The organism is Bradyrhizobium sp. 170 (genome assembly GCF_023101085.1).
GTDB lineage: Bacteria > Pseudomonadota > Alphaproteobacteria > Rhizobiales > Xanthobacteraceae > Bradyrhizobium.
Window position 1 is genome coordinate 4,753,243 of sequence record NZ_CP064703.1, and the last position, 15,472, is coordinate 4,768,714.

The 15,472-nt window shown below is 62.0% G+C and carries 14 protein-coding genes; 7 read left to right on the plus strand and 7 right to left on the minus strand.

Going from position 1 to position 15,472, the window contains the following annotated elements:
- Positions 1–77: 77 nt before the first annotated feature.
- From argC to IVB05_RS22140, 4 genes are all read right to left on the minus strand, one after another.
- Positions 78–1,070, minus strand: a complete 993-nt coding sequence (argC, locus tag IVB05_RS22125) for an N-acetyl-gamma-glutamyl-phosphate reductase (RefSeq protein ID WP_247777994.1) — start codon at positions 1,068–1,070, stop codon at positions 78–80.
- Positions 1,067–1,753, minus strand: coding sequence for an FMN-binding negative transcriptional regulator (locus tag IVB05_RS22130; protein ID WP_247777996.1), 687 nt, complete (start codon positions 1,751–1,753; stop codon positions 1,067–1,069). The genes argC and IVB05_RS22130 overlap by 4 nt, the downstream gene beginning before the upstream one ends.
- Before the next feature lie 240 nt (positions 1,754–1,993).
- Complete coding sequence (locus IVB05_RS22135; RefSeq protein WP_247777998.1) at positions 1,994–2,983, minus strand: MBL fold metallo-hydrolase; 990 nt, start codon at positions 2,981–2,983, stop codon at positions 1,994–1,996.
- A gap of 194 nt (positions 2,984–3,177) precedes the next feature.
- Complete coding sequence (locus tag IVB05_RS22140) at positions 3,178–3,708, minus strand: DedA family protein (RefSeq protein ID WP_247778000.1); 531 nt, start codon at positions 3,706–3,708, stop codon at positions 3,178–3,180.
- 367 nt (positions 3,709–4,075) lie between these two features.
- On the opposite strand from IVB05_RS22140, the gene parE reads away from it, so the two are divergent.
- Both parE and IVB05_RS22150 read left to right on the plus strand, forming a co-directional pair.
- Complete coding sequence (gene parE, locus IVB05_RS22145) at positions 4,076–6,130, plus strand: DNA topoisomerase IV subunit B (RefSeq protein WP_247778001.1); 2,055 nt, start codon at positions 4,076–4,078, stop codon at positions 6,128–6,130.
- 234 nt (positions 6,131–6,364) lie between these two features.
- A complete protein-coding gene (locus tag IVB05_RS22150; protein WP_247778003.1) occupies positions 6,365–7,180 on the plus strand; it encodes a porin family protein in 816 nt (271 codons plus the stop codon).
- A 93-nt stretch (positions 7,181–7,273) separates the two neighbouring features.
- On the opposite strand, the gene IVB05_RS22155 is transcribed toward IVB05_RS22150, so the two are convergent.
- Positions 7,274–7,918 (minus strand): hypothetical protein, encoded by a 645-nt coding sequence (locus IVB05_RS22155; protein WP_247778005.1) that lies wholly within the window; start codon positions 7,916–7,918, stop codon positions 7,274–7,276.
- Positions 7,919–8,094: 176 nt separating this feature from the next.
- Here IVB05_RS22155 and IVB05_RS22160 point away from each other — a divergent pair, with 176 nt between their 5' ends.
- Positions 8,095–8,280, plus strand: coding sequence for a hypothetical protein (locus IVB05_RS22160; protein ID WP_247521200.1), 186 nt, complete (start codon positions 8,095–8,097; stop codon positions 8,278–8,280).
- A 103-nt stretch (positions 8,281–8,383) separates the two neighbouring features.
- Positions 8,384–9,154, plus strand: coding sequence for a glucose 1-dehydrogenase (locus IVB05_RS22165; protein WP_247778007.1), 771 nt, complete (start codon positions 8,384–8,386; stop codon positions 9,152–9,154).
- A gap of 93 nt (positions 9,155–9,247) precedes the next feature.
- On the opposite strand, the gene IVB05_RS22170 is transcribed toward IVB05_RS22165, so the two are convergent.
- Positions 9,248–10,012, minus strand: a complete 765-nt coding sequence (locus tag IVB05_RS22170; RefSeq protein WP_247778009.1) for an outer membrane beta-barrel protein — start codon at positions 10,010–10,012, stop codon at positions 9,248–9,250.
- 226 nt (positions 10,013–10,238) lie between these two features.
- Positions 10,239–11,453, minus strand: a complete 1,215-nt coding sequence (locus tag IVB05_RS22175) for an FAD-dependent oxidoreductase (protein WP_247778010.1) — start codon at positions 11,451–11,453, stop codon at positions 10,239–10,241.
- A gap of 660 nt (positions 11,454–12,113) precedes the next feature.
- Between IVB05_RS22175 and IVB05_RS22180 the strand changes: the two genes are divergently transcribed.
- The 3 genes from IVB05_RS22180 (at position 12,114) to IVB05_RS22190 (ending at position 15,427) form a co-directional block, all read left to right on the plus strand.
- Entirely contained in the window at positions 12,114–13,808 is a 1,695-nt protein-coding gene (locus tag IVB05_RS22180) for a sulfatase-like hydrolase/transferase (RefSeq protein WP_247778012.1), read from the plus strand.
- A 256-nt stretch (positions 13,809–14,064) separates the two neighbouring features.
- Entirely contained in the window at positions 14,065–14,613 is a 549-nt protein-coding gene (locus IVB05_RS22185) for a hypothetical protein (protein ID WP_247778014.1), read from the plus strand.
- 127 nt (positions 14,614–14,740) lie between these two features.
- Positions 14,741–15,427, plus strand: coding sequence for an ATP-dependent Clp protease proteolytic subunit (locus IVB05_RS22190; protein ID WP_247778016.1), 687 nt, complete (start codon positions 14,741–14,743; stop codon positions 15,425–15,427).
- Positions 15,428–15,472 lie beyond the last annotated feature (45 nt).

The window sequence follows — 15,472 nt, forward strand, 5'->3', positions numbered from 1 at the left end:
ATTTGATTGTCTTGCCGCGGTAGAATTGCAGCGTCGCTTCGTCCACCGGGCTCGCCTCGCGAGCCACGCCCGATCAGCTATTTCTCGGCAAGGCCCAGCATCAGCCGCATGTTCTGCACGGCGGCACCCGAGGCACCCTTGCCCAGATTGTCGAGCCGCGCGACCAGAACCGCCTGACGATGTTTCTCGCTGGCAAAGACATAAAGCTCCAGCTTGTTGGTCTCGTTGAGCGCCTCGGGCTCGAGCCGGCCGCCCTTGGTCGCCGCGTTCTCGAGCGGCATCACCAAGACGTAGCTGCTGCCGGCGTAGCGCTTTGCCAGCGCGGCGTGCAGGTCAGCTCCATCAGGCTTGCCCGTCAGCGTGTCGAGATGCAGCGGCACCGAGACCAGCATGCCCTGCCGATAATTGCCGACCGACGGCACGAAGATCGGCCGCCGCGTCAGTTTTGAGTAGAGCTGCGTCTCCGGCAGATGCTTGTGCTCGAAGCCGAGACCATACAATTCGAAGGACGGCGCGCTGCCATCCTCGAAACTTGCGATCATCGACTTGCCGCCGCCCGAATAGCCGCTCACCGCGTTGATGGTGACGGGATAGTCCGCAGGCACGAGCCCCGCATCGACCAGCGGCCGCAGCAGCGCAATGCCGCCGGTCGGATAGCAGCCGGGATTGGAGACCTTTTGGGCTGCCCGTATCTTGTCGGCCTGGTCAGGCGTAAGCTCCGGAAAGCCGTAAGCCCAGTCGCTGGCGACCCGGAATGCGGTCGACGCGTCGAGCACCTTGGGGGCCGAAGCGCCCATGCTGTCGATCAAGGTTACGGTTTCCTTCGCCGCATCGTCAGGCAGGCAGAGGATGACGAGGTCCACCTCCTCCATCAGCGCGCGCTTGGCGCCCGCATCCTTGCGCTTCTCCTCGGCGATGTTTTTCACCACGACGTCGTTCTGCAGCCGAAGGCGCTCCGCAATGCCGAGCCCCGTCGTTCCGGATGCGCCGTCAACGAACACGGCGGGCTTGGTCGCGGCGCCGGCGGTCTTGTCGGTGATCTTGGGCTGGTGACCGTCGGTGAGGGTCATGGCACGGTCCTTTCGAGCTGGTTCGTTTCGTCGGCAAAGGCCTCTTGGTTTGCAAACGCGTTGGGCCGCGCCTCTCTCATCAAATGCGCGATCTGCTGCGCGTAGGCGTCGGCTTGCGAGGCCAGCGACCCCGCAACCGCCGCATAGTCGGTCTCGGACTTGTGCTGGTTCAGCTTGAAGCTGCCCTCCACCTCTTCAACCGTCATCTCAAGGCCCACAATCGCTTTCTTCATCGCTTCCAGCCGCCCGGCCGTCATCTTCGACGACAGCCACGGCTTTTTCGGCAAGAGCCGCTCCTCGAACTTGGCGCTGAGCGTCTCGATCTGCTCGGCGAGTTCGCCCTCGGACATCGCTCGCACCGGGCCGGTCAGGTGCACCGCCTGATAGAGCCAGGTCGGCACTTGATCGGGCGAGACGTACCAGTCAGGCGACACATAGGCATCCGCGCCGTTGACGGCCAGCAGCCAGGACGTCGTCCCGTCCGCGAGCTTTATCAGCGGATTGTGACGCGCGACGTGAAAGGCTGCGCGCGGCGTGCCGTCATTGGCCGAGGTCAGATAGAACGGCAGCGACGAGGCGATCGGCTTGTTGCCGTCCCACGCGCAGAAAAGCCCAAAGCCGCGCGCTTCCGCGAACGCGAGGCTCGCGGCGCGGTCGGACTTGAACGGTGGAGGCGTATACATCTCAAACTCCTGCTTGACGTAGGAGCCGCCAGTTCAGACCGCGTTTTCTGGAAAAGGAAGAAGCCGCGGGACCCGATCCGGCGGCAGGGGCGACGATCTCAAACGCAGACGTCCGCCCATACCGCGATGATGCGGCGGCGGCGAGCGATGGTCATGGTCGAAGCGATAGTCATGGGCGCGGCTATAAGGCCGCGCCCGCCGGACGTCAAGTTATGACTGCCATTCCGGCAGGGTCTGGCGTCAGATCACCGGATTCCACGGAGCCGGGATCAGCCGGTAACCGTTGCCGTCCTTCTCGACGAAGCCATTGGCCGGGAACGGATAGTGGAAGCCCTGGACCCGCATCTTGTCGGCGACCAGCATGTCGTAGACCCGTCGGCGGGTCTTTTCCGCCAGCGCCGGATCCTGGTCGAACATCAGGTGCCAGCCCGGATTGGAGACGAACAGCGCCGGCAGGTTGGTGACGTCGGACTGGATGAACACCTTGTCGGAGCCCGACGACAGGGCGTAGGAGGTGTGGCCCGGCGTGTGGCCGATGGTTTCGACCGCCGTCAGCCCCGGTGCGACTTCCTTGCCCCACTCATAGGGCGTCGCCTTCTTGTTCAGTCCCGCCTCGAACACGCGGCGGGCGTTCTTGAACACGGTCTGCATCCGCCCCTCGGGCGCACGGCTCATCTCGCCGTCATCCATGAAGTACTTCCACTCCGCCGCCGGCACGAGCACTTCGGCATTGGGGAACGCCAGCGTGTTCTCGGCGGTCAACAGGCCGTTGATGTGGTCGCCGTGGAAGTGCGAGATCACCACCATGTCGACCGCCTTGGGGTCGAAACCCGCAGCGACCATGTTGGCGGCGAACTGTCCGACATTGCCCTTGCTCGACGCAAAGGCGGCCGCGCCGTTACCAGTGTCGACCACGACCAGCTTGCCGCCGGTGTTGATGACCAGCGGCGCGAACTGGATCGACATCTTGTCCTTCGGCATGAAGTTCTTTTCGAGCGCCGCGTTAACTTCGTCTTTCTTGACGTTGAGCACGAACGTGTCGGGCAGCGCGAAATTGTTGACGCCGTCGGAGATGGCCGTCACCTGGGCATCGCCCACCTTGTAGCGATAGAAGCTCGGCGCCTGCTTTTCCGCCACCGGCGCAGCGGCGCTGGCAGGCGCTTGCGGCAACAGCGGCGTGGCGGCGAGCGCAGCGGCTCCGGCGAGTGCGTGACGACGTGTCAATTCCATAGCGATGTTCTCCCAGTGAGACGATGATTTCGATTGCGCCGCTGTTTGGTGTGCCCTTGGTTCGATTGAAGCTGATTCCAGCGGCGCTCTTGCTCTATCGCGATGACAGTCACCCGATCCTTAAAGACAGCGCCGCACGTCGGCCGCAGCTTCGGATGCTAACACCCTCATCATCAGCTTATTCCAGCCTGCCCCTACGCCGCCCGCCACAGCCATTCGGCGAGCTTGCCCATCACGTCGCCGACCAGCAGCAGGGCGGCCGACCAGACCAGCGCCGAGACGAAATTGGCGATCTGGAACGGCCAGTAGGACATCTCGAATATGCCGGCGGCGAGCGGCACCGAGGCCCGCAGCGGCCCGAAGAATCGGCCGATGAAAATCGAGGGCACGCCCCATTTCTTAACGAAGTCCTCGCCACGCAGCAGGATTCCGGGATAGCGCGACAGCGGCCACATCTCTGCGACGTGTTCCTTGTACTTGAAGCCAATCCAGTAAGAGACCCAATCACCGAGCGCCGCGCCGACGCCGCCGGCCAGCCAGACCGGCCAGAAGCTGATGCCGCTGACGCCGATCAGCGCGCCGATCGCAACCAGCGCGCCCCAGGCCGGCACCAGCAGCGAGACGAACGCAAGCGATTCGCCGAATGCCAGCACCAGGACGATCGGGGCAGCCCAAACCTGATTGTCGCGCACGAAATCAGCCAGAGCGCGCGCAAAGTCTTGCATATCCTGAGTGCCTTCCCCGCCCCGTTTGCGCCGTTGAATTTTTCACTGATTCAAGGCTCACGACAGCTAAGCCAGCCGCTTGCGTGACTTCAAGTCACAAAGGCTGGCAAAGCTTGTGATTGCCCTCAATCCCGCCGCCGCGACGGCCTTCCGCGCCAGCCAAAATCCGTGGTCTCTCCAGCCTTTAGCCGATGACGTTACGGTCGTCTGTTCAGCGCCGCGCTGGCCTGATAGAGGCTCACCAGCAGGTGCAACACGGCAAGAAGGCGCAATCACGCTTGCCCCACCGTCACCTTTTGAGCCCATCCGTGGCATAGTCAGAGTGACCGATTCGCTGCGCGACATCGCGCGCAACACCTAAAGAGCCATGTCCAAACCATTGAAATCAGCTGCAAAAACCAAATCTGCCAACGACCTGTTTGGGGCGGAACCGAAGGGCCGCACCCCAGCCCGTGCCGCCTCGCGGGCGACCAGCGCCGAGGCCGGCTATACCGCGGCCGACATCGAAGTGCTGGAAGGGTTGGAGCCGGTGCGCCGCCGCCCCGGCATGTATATCGGCGGCACCGACGAAAAGGCGCTGCATCATCTGTTCGCCGAAGTCATCGACAACGCCATGGACGAGGCGCTGGCCGGACATGCCTCCTTCATCGAGGTCGAACTGACCACCGACGGATTTCTGACCGTCACCGACAACGGCCGCGGCATCCCGGTCGATCCGCATCCGAAATTTCCGAAGAAGTCCGCGCTCGAAGTCATCATGTGCACGCTGCATTCCGGCGGCAAGTTCGACTCCAAGGTCTACGAGACCTCGGGCGGCCTGCACGGCGTCGGCGTCTCCGTGGTCAACGCGCTGTCCTCACGTCTCGAGGTCGAAGTCGCGCGCAGCCAGAAGCTCTACCGGATGAGCTTTGAGCGCGGCCATCCCAAGGGCAAGCTCGAAGACCTCGGCAAGATCAACAACCGCCGCGGCACCCGCATCCGCTTCAAGCCGGACACCGATATTTTCGGCGCCAAGGCGGCCTTCAAGCCGCAGCGCCTGTTCAAGATGACGCGCTCGAAAGCGTATTTGTTTGGCGGCGTCGAGATCCGCTGGCGCTGCGATCCCGCGCTGTTGAAGGGCATCGAGGATGTGCCGGCCGAGGATAGTTTCCACTTCCCGGGCGGCCTGAAGGATTATCTCGGCGCCGCCATCCACGCCGACACGCTGGTGCATCCGGATATCTTCTCCGGCAAATCGGGACGCAACGGCGCCCATGGTGCCTGCGAATGGGCGGTCGCCTGGACCGCGGATGCCGACGGCTTCCTCTCCTCCTATTGCAACACGGTGCCGACGCCCGACGGCGGCACCCATGAATCCGGCATGCGCAGCGCGATGCTGCGCGGCCTGAAAGACCACGCCGAGCGTATCGGCCAGGGCAAGCGCGCCGCGCCCGTCACGTCGGAAGACGTCATGGTGGGCGCTGCCGTGATGCTCTCGGTGTTCGTGCGCGAGCCGGAATTCCAGGGCCAGACCAAGGATCGCCTCGCCACCGCGGAAGCCCAGAAGATCGTCGAGCAGGCGATCAAGGATCCGTTCGATCACTGGCTCTCGGGCAATCCGCTGCAGGCCAACAAGCTGCTGGATTTCGTCGTCGAGCGCGCCGACGAGCGGCTGCGCCGCCGCGCCGAGAAGGAAACTTCACGCAAGACCGCGGTGAAGAAGCTGCGCCTGCCCGGCAAGCTCGCCGATTGCACAAATACGGCGACCGAAGGCTCCGAACTGTTCATTGTTGAGGGCGACTCGGCCGGCGGCAGTGCGAAACAGGCGCGCGACCGCAAGACCCAGGCCGTGCTTCCCTTGCGCGGAAAGATTCTCAACGTCGCCTCCGCCGGCAAGGACAAGCTCACCGCCAACGCGCAGCTCGCCGATCTGATGCAGGCGATCGGCTGCGGGACGCTCGCGCATTATCGCGAAGAAGATCTGCGCTATTCCCGCATCATCATCATGACCGACGCCGACGTCGACGGCGCGCATATCGCCTCGCTCCTGATCACGTTCTTCTACCGGCAGACGCCGCGGCTGATCGACGAGGGGCATCTCTATCTGGCGGTGCCGCCGCTCTATCGCCTTACCCATGGCGCCAAGACGGTTTACGCCCGCAACGACGCCCACAAGGACACGCTCTTGAAGAGCGAGTTCAACGCCAACGCCAAGGTCGATGTCGGCCGCTTCAAAGGCCTCGGCGAGATGATGCCGGCGCAGCTCAAGGAAACCACCATGGACCCGGCCAGGCGCACGCTGCTCCGCGTGGTGCTGCTGGCCGACGACCGCGAAGGCACCGCCGATTCCGTCGAGCGGCTGATGGGAACCAAGGCCGAGGCGCGGTTCGCCTTCATCTCCGACAAGGCCGAATTCGCCAGCGACGACCTGCTCGACGTGTGATTTTACCGGTAGCGGCGACTTTCGGGCGATTTCCGGCATTTTTGGCCGGTTAGCGCCCGAATGTGCCCGTTTTCCGGGCATTTTTCGGTCCTTCGTTTTCCAGTAGCTGTGTTTCCCCCGCAACAGCTTTTTGGGAGGAACTGCGTATAGTCACGGTACTGGGTTTTGGGAATCGGGTGCTCGCGCATCGTCAGAGCGGTCAGATTAGACGCTTCTAGACTGAGGGATTGGAATATGAAGAAATTAGTGATCGCTCTCGCCGCCGTGGCGGCTTTGGCCTCCCCGGCCCTCGCGGCCGATATGGCAGCCAAGGCGCCCCTGCGGGCAGCCCCGGTTGCATATACGCCGTCCTGGACCGGCTGCTGGGTCAGCGGCGGCGGCGGCTACGGCATCTCCCGCACCAACCGTGACTCACGGGATGTGGTGACCGGCGCAACCACCGTACTGAACAGCACGTCCGGTTCGGATGGATGGCTGGTCACGGCCGGCGTTGGCTGTGACTACCAGTTTAGCGGCCGTTGGGTTGTCGGCGCCTTCGCTGATGGCACCTACTCCGATATCAACGGTGACCACGCCTGGCGTGTGTTCGGCCCGGGCGAAACCTTTGTCGGCCGCTCAAAGCTGGATTGGTCCTGGGCAGCTGGCGCTCGCATCGGTTATCTGGTGAGCCCGTCGTTCCTGACCTACTTCAACGCCGGCTACACCCAAGCTCATACCGAGGCCTATAATCTGCGGACGATCGTTGCTCCGTTCGGAGCTTCCGGCCTTCAGGTTCCGGGCCAGACGTTTGACGGCTTCTTCATCGGCAGCGGTTTCGAATATCAGCTCGACTTCCTCCCGGGCCTGTTCGTGAAGACCGAAGGCCGGGCCGCCTGGTACGATCGCAAGGACTCGCGTCTTTCCTGCGTCGGTGCAGGCACCCAGTGCGTCGGCGCTGGCCCCGACCCGTTCGGCAACGTCGACTCGCGCAAGTTGATCACCTACACCGCGAAGACCGAGCTGGTCTACCGCTTCAACTGGGGTGGCGCTCCGATCGCTGCCAAGTACTGATCTCTGCTAAATCAGCAGCTCAAAGGCCCCGGCATCGTCCGGGGCTTTTTTGCGTCTGCAGGCCGCCGCGCGAACTTATCGCCGCCTGTGCCTTCACGGGCCCTCTGCCACCGCCGCCTTCAGCGACCGGTAGGCACGTCGCAGCCGGCACTCGATCTCGGACCAGTCCGGATCCGTCATCGTCTGCCCGCGCGCGTCGCGATAGGCCATCGCCTCGGCGCGGCCGATGCCTGATATCACGAGCGACGGGTCGTCCGCCCGCTTGCCATAGGTGATGGCGGCGACGCGGGCGACGGTCACGCCGTACTGCCCCGGGCCCACGGCTTCGCGCCTCGCCTGCCACCAATCGAGCTCAAGCCGCGCCGCCTCCTCGACATCAAAGCCTCCGGGCGTGGCGGATGCAAGCAGGCGGTAGTAGGTGACGAGCGGCGGCAGCGCGGCTTCGGCCGCTTCGCGGGAGCGCGTCGGCTGGAACGCTTTGGTGGCCTGCGCCGCCGCCAATGCGATCCGCAAACTGTCCAGCGGCGAGAAGCCGAACTGCGTCCGCGACAGCTGGTAGAGATGAAAGAGCAGCGCGGGGTAGCGCTTGTCGTAATAGTCGCGCCACATCGCCGTCTCCAGCCGTGCGATGTCGGCCGGCTCGAAGCCGCGCAAATCCGCATGCCGCGGCCACGCCGCGTAGGCGCCAATGGCGACCGACACAAGCGCGAGCGCGAGAATAGCCGTCCGGCGGTTCATGATGGCCCCTGGGAAGCGCGGTGCAAACGACTTCCGGCCTTGCGAAGCCGGCCGGCTTTCTATTCGATCGGAAGCTACGGCCGCCGCGGGCAACGGTTTCCTTAAGCGGCCCCACGACAAGCCGCGGCCGCGCCTGGAGCATGATTCGGGTCTGAGACGGCAACAGGGGGAAATCCATGGCCAGATCGCTTTCGATCATCGGGTTTCTGGCGCTCGCCATCGGCTTGCTGTGGATCGGGCAAGGCACCGGCGCGATTCCCTGGCCGCCATCGAGTTTCATGATCAATCAACTGCAATGGGCCGGATATGGCGCGCTGCTCGGCGCCGTCGGCCTGATCCTGATCTGGCAGGGCAACCGCTAGATTCGTAGGATGGGTGGAGCGCAGCGATACCCATCAACTTTAGGCGTTGTGATTGATGGGTATCGCTGCGCTCCACCCATCCTACAGAAACTGGACAACAGCTATGGCAGCAAAACCCTTCGATCTCTCCGGCAAGGTAGCCATCGTCACCGGCGGCAACGGCGGCATCGGGCTCGGCATGGCCAGGGGATTGGCGGAAGCCGGCGCGGCGATCGCGGTGGTGGGCCGCAACGAGGCCAAGTCGGCTGCCGCGGTCGCTGAGCTTAAGCAAGGCGGCGCCAAGGCGATTGCGGTCGTGACCGACGTCACCGACAAGGAAGCGGTCGCCGCCATGGTCAGCCGCGTCGCCGGCGAACTCGGCCGGATCGACATCCTCGTCAACAATGCCGGCATCAATATTCGCAAGCCGCCGCACGCGCTCGATATCGCCGAGTGGAACAGCGTGATCCAGACCAACCTCACCAGCGCCTTCCTGTGCTCGCAGGCGGTCTATCCCGCCATGAAGTCGGCCGGCGGCGGCAAGATCATCAATATCGGCTCGATGATGTCGATCTTCGGCGCCAGCTTCACGCCGGCCTACGCCGCCAGCAAGGGCGGCATCGTGCAGTTCACCCGTTCCTGCGCCTGCGCCTGGGCGGCCGACAACATCCAGGCCAACGCCGTGCTGCCGGGCTGGATCGATACCGATTTGACCAAGCGCGCCCGCAAAGAGATCGACGGCCTGCACGACCGGGTGCTGGCGCGGACGCCTGCGGCGCGCTGGGGCGGGATTGACGACTTTGCAGGTATCGCCGTGTTTCTCGCCTCGCCCGCGTCCGACTTCGTCACGGGGTCAGCGATTCCCGTCGACGGCGGGTACTCGATCATGGGCTAAGGCGTAAACCGGAGATCAGAGTTCGCCTGATTTCCGCAACGAAAAAGCCCCGGCTTTCGCCGGGGCTTGCTCGCCTGGATATTTGTCTGTCGATCAGTACTTCGCGACGACCGGGGCGCCGAACTTGTAGCTCAGACGGACCACAGCCGACTGAATGTCGCGGGGCTTGGCATCGAAGGCGTAGGATCCCACAGCCGCGCCAGCGAGCTGGTAGCTCTTCCGCTCGAAGGCCGAATAATCGTACTCAAGTCCGACGATCCAGTTCGCGGTGATGCCGTATTCCCAGCCGGCGCCGACGGTCCAGCCGTGGTGCCAATGCGTCTGCGATCCCGAACCCGTCACCGGTACCGCGTCAACCACCGACAAGCGGTTGTTGACGCCGGCGTAGCCACCCTTGACGTAGAACAGGTTGTTATTCACCGCGATACCGGCACGGCCGGTAACCGTCGCCATCCAGTCGGCGCGCCAGCTAAATTGGTCATCAAGTCCGGCGCCGAAGACGGTGTTGAGCACGGTGCCGCGGTTATCGAGGCCCGAAATGGTGCCCTCGATACCGAACACGAAGTTGCTGGCCTGCCAGTTGTAGCCGGCGTGGCCACCACCGAAGATGCCCGATCCGCGCTGGCGGAAGCCGTCGCCGGGCGAGAGATCACCGAACAGGGTGGTGTTAGCGGTATTGATCCACTCCTGGTTGGTCCAGGCGCCACCGACGTGGCCGCCGATATAGAAACCACCCCAGTTATAAACCGGTGCGACCGCAATCGGCGCCTTGGTATAGGGCCGCGCCGCCAGATCGGCGGCCGAAGCAGACATGGAGCCCATCGCAAGGGCGGCAACGGCGATAGCGAACTTTTTCATAGTTATTTCCCAGAGTGACAAATTCGAAATTCTGCCGTGAAATTATCCAGAACTACTCGGAATGGCTGTAACCACGCCGCAACAGCGACGCAAATTCGGCCTTCGCACGTCCTGATTGCGGCCTTGCAATACAGGTTGGTTGATCATTTGGTTAATCATTCCTGTTCAGCATCATCCGGGGCTCACTCACCCGCCAGCAGCGTCCCGCCGCCGCGCACGAATCAGCCTAATGGCCGCGAATCGGCGACTGCACGTGCTCGGGCCGCACCCCGAGGCCGATAAACCGCGCCGTGATGCCCTGCAGCCAGGGCACGGCGGTGACCAGCCGCATCACGAGCGGGACCTTCAGCGGCTGATTGCCCGGCTTGAGCGCGGCGCTGACGATGTTGTTTTGCGCCACCACCTGCATCCGTTGCGTCATCCTGACCGGAAACTCCCGGCGGCGGCGGACGGCGTCGAGTTCGTCCTCCGACGGGCAGCCGCCCGCCAGTCTCAAAGCCAGCAGGTTGGCGGCCGCCACCGCGTCCTGCACCGCGAGATTGACGCCGACGCCGCCGATCGGCGACATCGCATGCGCGGCGTCGCCGATGCACAACAGCCCTGGCCGGGTCCAGCGCTTCAGCCGGTTGATCGCAACCGTCAACAGCTTCACGTCGTCCCAGCTCTTCAGCTCTGATAGCCCCGATTTCAGGATCGGCGCCATCCGCGCGATAGCGTCGAGCAACGCCGGCAGCCCCCTCGCCTTCACGGCGTCATACTGCCCCTTGGGAATGACGAAGGCGCATTGCCAGTAGTCGCCGCGGTCGAAGGTCACCATCATCTTGCCGGGATCGACCCGCGCAAACAGGTTTTCGCTTTCGCCCGCGCGTTTGCCGGCGCGAAACCACAGCACATCCATCGGCGCGCCGATTTCCTCGACCTCGAGGCGAGCGCGTTCGCGCACCAGCGAATGGCGGCCGTCGCAGGCAATGGTCAGGTCCGCCTCGATATCGATCACGCCATCCGGCGTCTTCGCCTTCACGCCCGTGATGCGCTCGCCGTCACGCAGCAGGTCGACCGCTTCGGTCGACATCATCACCTTGAGCGAAGCAAACCGCTTGCCGCTCTCGCGCAGGAAGTTGAGAAAGTCCCACTGCGGCATGAAGGCGATGAAAGGGTATTTGATCTTGAGCCGGCTCAGATCCGCGATCCGCACCGTCTCGCCGCCGAACATCCCCTCCATCTTCTGCAGGCGCTGGTGCGGCAATTTCAGGAAGCCGTCGATCAGTCCTAGTTCGTCCATCACCTGCAGCGTGGAGGGATGCACGGTGTCGCCGCGAAAATCGCGGAAAAAATCCGCGTGCTTCTCCAGCACCACGACATCGATGCCGGCGCGCCCGAGCAGATAACCGAGCATCATGCCCGCGGGCCCGCCGCCGACGATGCAGCAACGTGTTTTCATCGCTCGCGCTCCTTAATATTCAAAACCAGTTCGGCGGGAGATTAAAATGCCCGACGCCGGCGGCGAAGCGCCATCTGCCAACTAATTCGTCATCAACGAAGGACAAGTCTACCTTATCTCCTTAGGTTGTCGCTTCACCACAGCCACAACTACCATATGCACGATAATTTTGCCTCGGAAAGGGTGTGAGCCATGGGTTCGATCTCCGCGACTGGCGCTTCGACGTATAACGCCCTGGCCTCACTGCTCACCCCGGCGTCGTCCACCAGCGACTCCCCGCCACAAACGGCCGCGGCGCGGACCTGTTCGCCTGGTGCTGTCCGGGTTCCAGAATTAACCTGCGCGACGAACATCAAGCTTAACATGCGAGTTTCGTTGCGGCCGATCCAAACAAGTCTAGCGTGGCTGCAGTCGCGCAGATTGGCCCCCCTAGTTTAGCCTGCGTACTGCGCGATCAGGGGCCGCCTCGTGCCCTCGAGGCGGCCCCGCCCCCAAGACAAAGGCCACGCGGGCGTTACGGCGGCATCTTCAAAACCTTGTCGGGCACCGTGCTGTCGATGCCGACGCGCATTTCGCGGATCGCGCAGCGATACGACATCAGGTGCGTGTAATAGACCAGAAGACCGTTGAATTCCGCTCACCTCCAGCTACCTTACTCGCATGATCCTGACCCTGATATTGCTCGCAGCTATCGGTGTCATTGTGCTGGCAGAACGCAGCGCCGAGCACCTGCCATTCGCGATCTCGATGCTCTCCCTTAGCGTGGCCGGATTCTCATTCGTCGTTGGCGATTTCGACAGAGCGATCCTGCTGGCTGGTGTGCTGGCCGCAGCAATCACCGCCGCATCGACTATCAAACATAATTACAGCGCGCTTAAGCTGACTGTAACCGACTTGCCACTGATGTTCGCAGGCACAGTTCCCTTTTTTGTATCGCAGTACCCGCGCGCCGTATTAGCCGTTCTGACTGGAGCTGGCGCACTCATCCTGGCTGTAATTGCTACTCTGATCCACGGAACCGGGCCATCAATTCCCCTGGATGTCAGGGTTTCTCTATTCAGCGTTACGCTTGTTTGCGTTGTAGCGGCCTTCAGGATGAGCGGCGGCGGCATTTCCTTCCAGCGGATCATGGCCCAGCGGCGGTGCTTTTACTCGACCTTCATGGCTTCGCTAATCGATCCACATTCCTGGCGGCAAGTCGGCGGATTGGCTCTGAGCGATATTGCAAACGACCCGTTGCCGCTAATGGCGGCCGTACCAGCGCGCACCATCGAATATCCCGACATTATCGTCATCCAGCATGAATCGATTTTCGATCCTCGCATTTTTGGACTTCCGATTGAGCCGACTGTCGAAGCGTTCCTGTCCCCAAAGAATGGCCTCCATGGAATCCTCAACGTCGACATTTTCGGCGGAGGTTCGTGGCAATCCGAATTTAGCTTGTTGACCGGTCTTTCAAGTGCAAGCTTCGGTTCAAATGCCTATTACCTTTTCAAGCAGGGCGCGGGCCGATTTCACAACAGTCTTCCCCACGCGTTGGCTGCGCTTGGGTACAGGACCATGCTCGCGTCGAGCTGTCGTCGCAGCTTTCTCAACTACGATGAATTTTATCGTTCGATTGGCATTAGCGAACGCATCTTTGCGGACGACTTCCCTCCACCGTTCGACATCAGCCAGTTCGAGACGACAAATTCCGATGCATTTTTTCTGGAAGCCGCGTTCGCGGCCCATACGAAGGGTATTGCTGACGACCCGGCGCCCCGCTTTCTATATGCACTGACCAACTTCAATCACGGCCCCCACAACCGAAGGCTGGCAGCGCCCGGACGGTTTGAGAGGGAACGTGCCTTTGCCGCATCAAGCCTTCCCGATGCTCAATATGCCGAATACTACGCAAGGCTTGCGGAGACAGCCTCAACCTGGAAACGGCTCAAGTTTGAGCTGGCAACGAATTTTCCCAAACGTCCTGTTCTCATCGTGCATTACGGGGATCATCAGCCCGTCGTGGCGAAGCGGATCGATCGGCAGCTCAAACTCCCCAACGATGCACGGCGCGCGTTCCGCACATTCTATGCGATGGAGGCGCTAAACATCGCATCCGATCGCCTTGCTTCCGGACCGGGTGCGGACCTGGATATTGCTTTTCTTGGGACCGTCGCCCTGCAGCAAGCAGGTCTGCCGCTTGATCCGATATTTGCCACCCGCGCCAGCTTGCTTGACCATTGCCGGGAAACCTACTTTGCGTCGCCTTCCGAACAGAAGCGCCGATTCCATCGCACGCTTGTGGATCTGGGCATGATAGACACGGGGCCGAGCGTTCCAAACGGCCGCTACTCGCCCACGCCGACGAAGTAATCGAATGAGCCCGCTATGTCTGTTGTTGGCACTTTTTGGAAGTGACGCGTGAGGCTGACGAATTCGGCTCATCGGCGAAGAGCGGACATCGCGATTGCGTGCGCCGAGGTCTGAAAAGACCCTGGCGACATTACGGACTTCATATATCCAGCGCTTAACGATGTATGAATCGTGATAATTCGTCGATGCTTCTTAGCCGAATTTTATTGGATTCACCCTTAGGTGGCAGGCGAATGGAGCGTAAGGAGTGATCACAATGGCGTTCGGCAAGCGTCAATCCGGAGTGGGAGCCGCTTCACAAGCTTTCAATGTCGACATGACTGTCGCACAAAGCCAAGCCGCCAACGACACCACCCAACCGGTAGGCCACCCGTTTCGTTGGCTCGTCGTGCTCCTTGCTTGCGGCGCCATGCTTTACGGACTTTTTGTGAGCTATGGTCCGGACATCCTGCGGGACCATCGCCTGGCCGGAACCTGGCAACCGGCGTATGATTTGCAAGCCACGGATGGGAAGTGCGAGCGAACAAACTTCGTGATCACCCGCTGCAGCGTCAAAATCAAATCGGTCGCCAGGCCTGATCAAGCGCCGATCGCTCATAATTTCTTGATGCTATTTGCGGGCGGTGGCGGGGAGGCTCTAGTGCCGGTGCGCTCAACGGCTGACCGCAGTGCAGTCTCGATCTTCTACGCAGCGGAAACAAAGCTTTGGAACCGTACGCTGTCGTTTGTGTCCGTGGCAGGCATTCTCGCACTATTTAGTGTCTGCGCGCTGTTCATTTTTTGGAAAGCGGCCAATTCCTTCTGACCGAGAACGTAATCCTTCGAAAACATCCGTCGTTCAGGCTGTGACGTTGATGAAGAACACCTCAGGACATATTAGTCTTGCTCCGCCGCAGGTGTACTCCCTGTCGTCGAGCTCGGGTGAGTAGGCCATGTCCTGGCTCAAAATTCTTGGTGCCGGCTGCTGCATCTTGCTGTTTTGGGCCATTTTCCAACTGCCTTCCGGCTCTGGAGATGTGGCATCTCGACAGATCTTGTCCATCAGCGAAGAGCCGGACCGCATCGTGCTCGGCTGGAGCGGGCCCGTGCAGGAGCCGATGAGCGAGCGCGTCGCCGCTGCCTTCGATCGTTACAAGGCTGATCGGCGCAGGCTCGTCCTCATCCTCAACTCGCCGGGCGGCTCGATCGAACACGGACGCAAAGTCGTCGCCGCGATCCGCGCGCGTGATCGCGCTATTGACACGTTTGTCCAAAAGGCCGGCGTTTGCGCCTCAATGTGCGTTCCGATTTTTCTCGCTGGCTCCAAGCGCATCGCCGATCCCGAAGCTTACTTCATGTTTCACCAAGCCAGCTTGAACAGTAGCGCCAGGGAAAACATGAAGCGACAGGAGTTCAGCGAGTCCGAGAAAGCCCTCTTCTCGCAAACCGTCAAGACAATCGAGACGCAAGCCACCAACGAGTTTTTCCGTAACGACATCGGCATCCGCGGGGTTAGCGTGGCCTGGCTTGCCAGGATGCGTGAGAAAATCTCGGGCCGCGATATCTGGATGAGCGGTCAACAGCTCGTAGATGAGGGCTCTGGCATCGTCGATAGTCTCATTCGCACACCTGCTCGTTAACGGGACTGGTTCTCCCATCCAGATGAGATGCGGATCTCCAAGAGC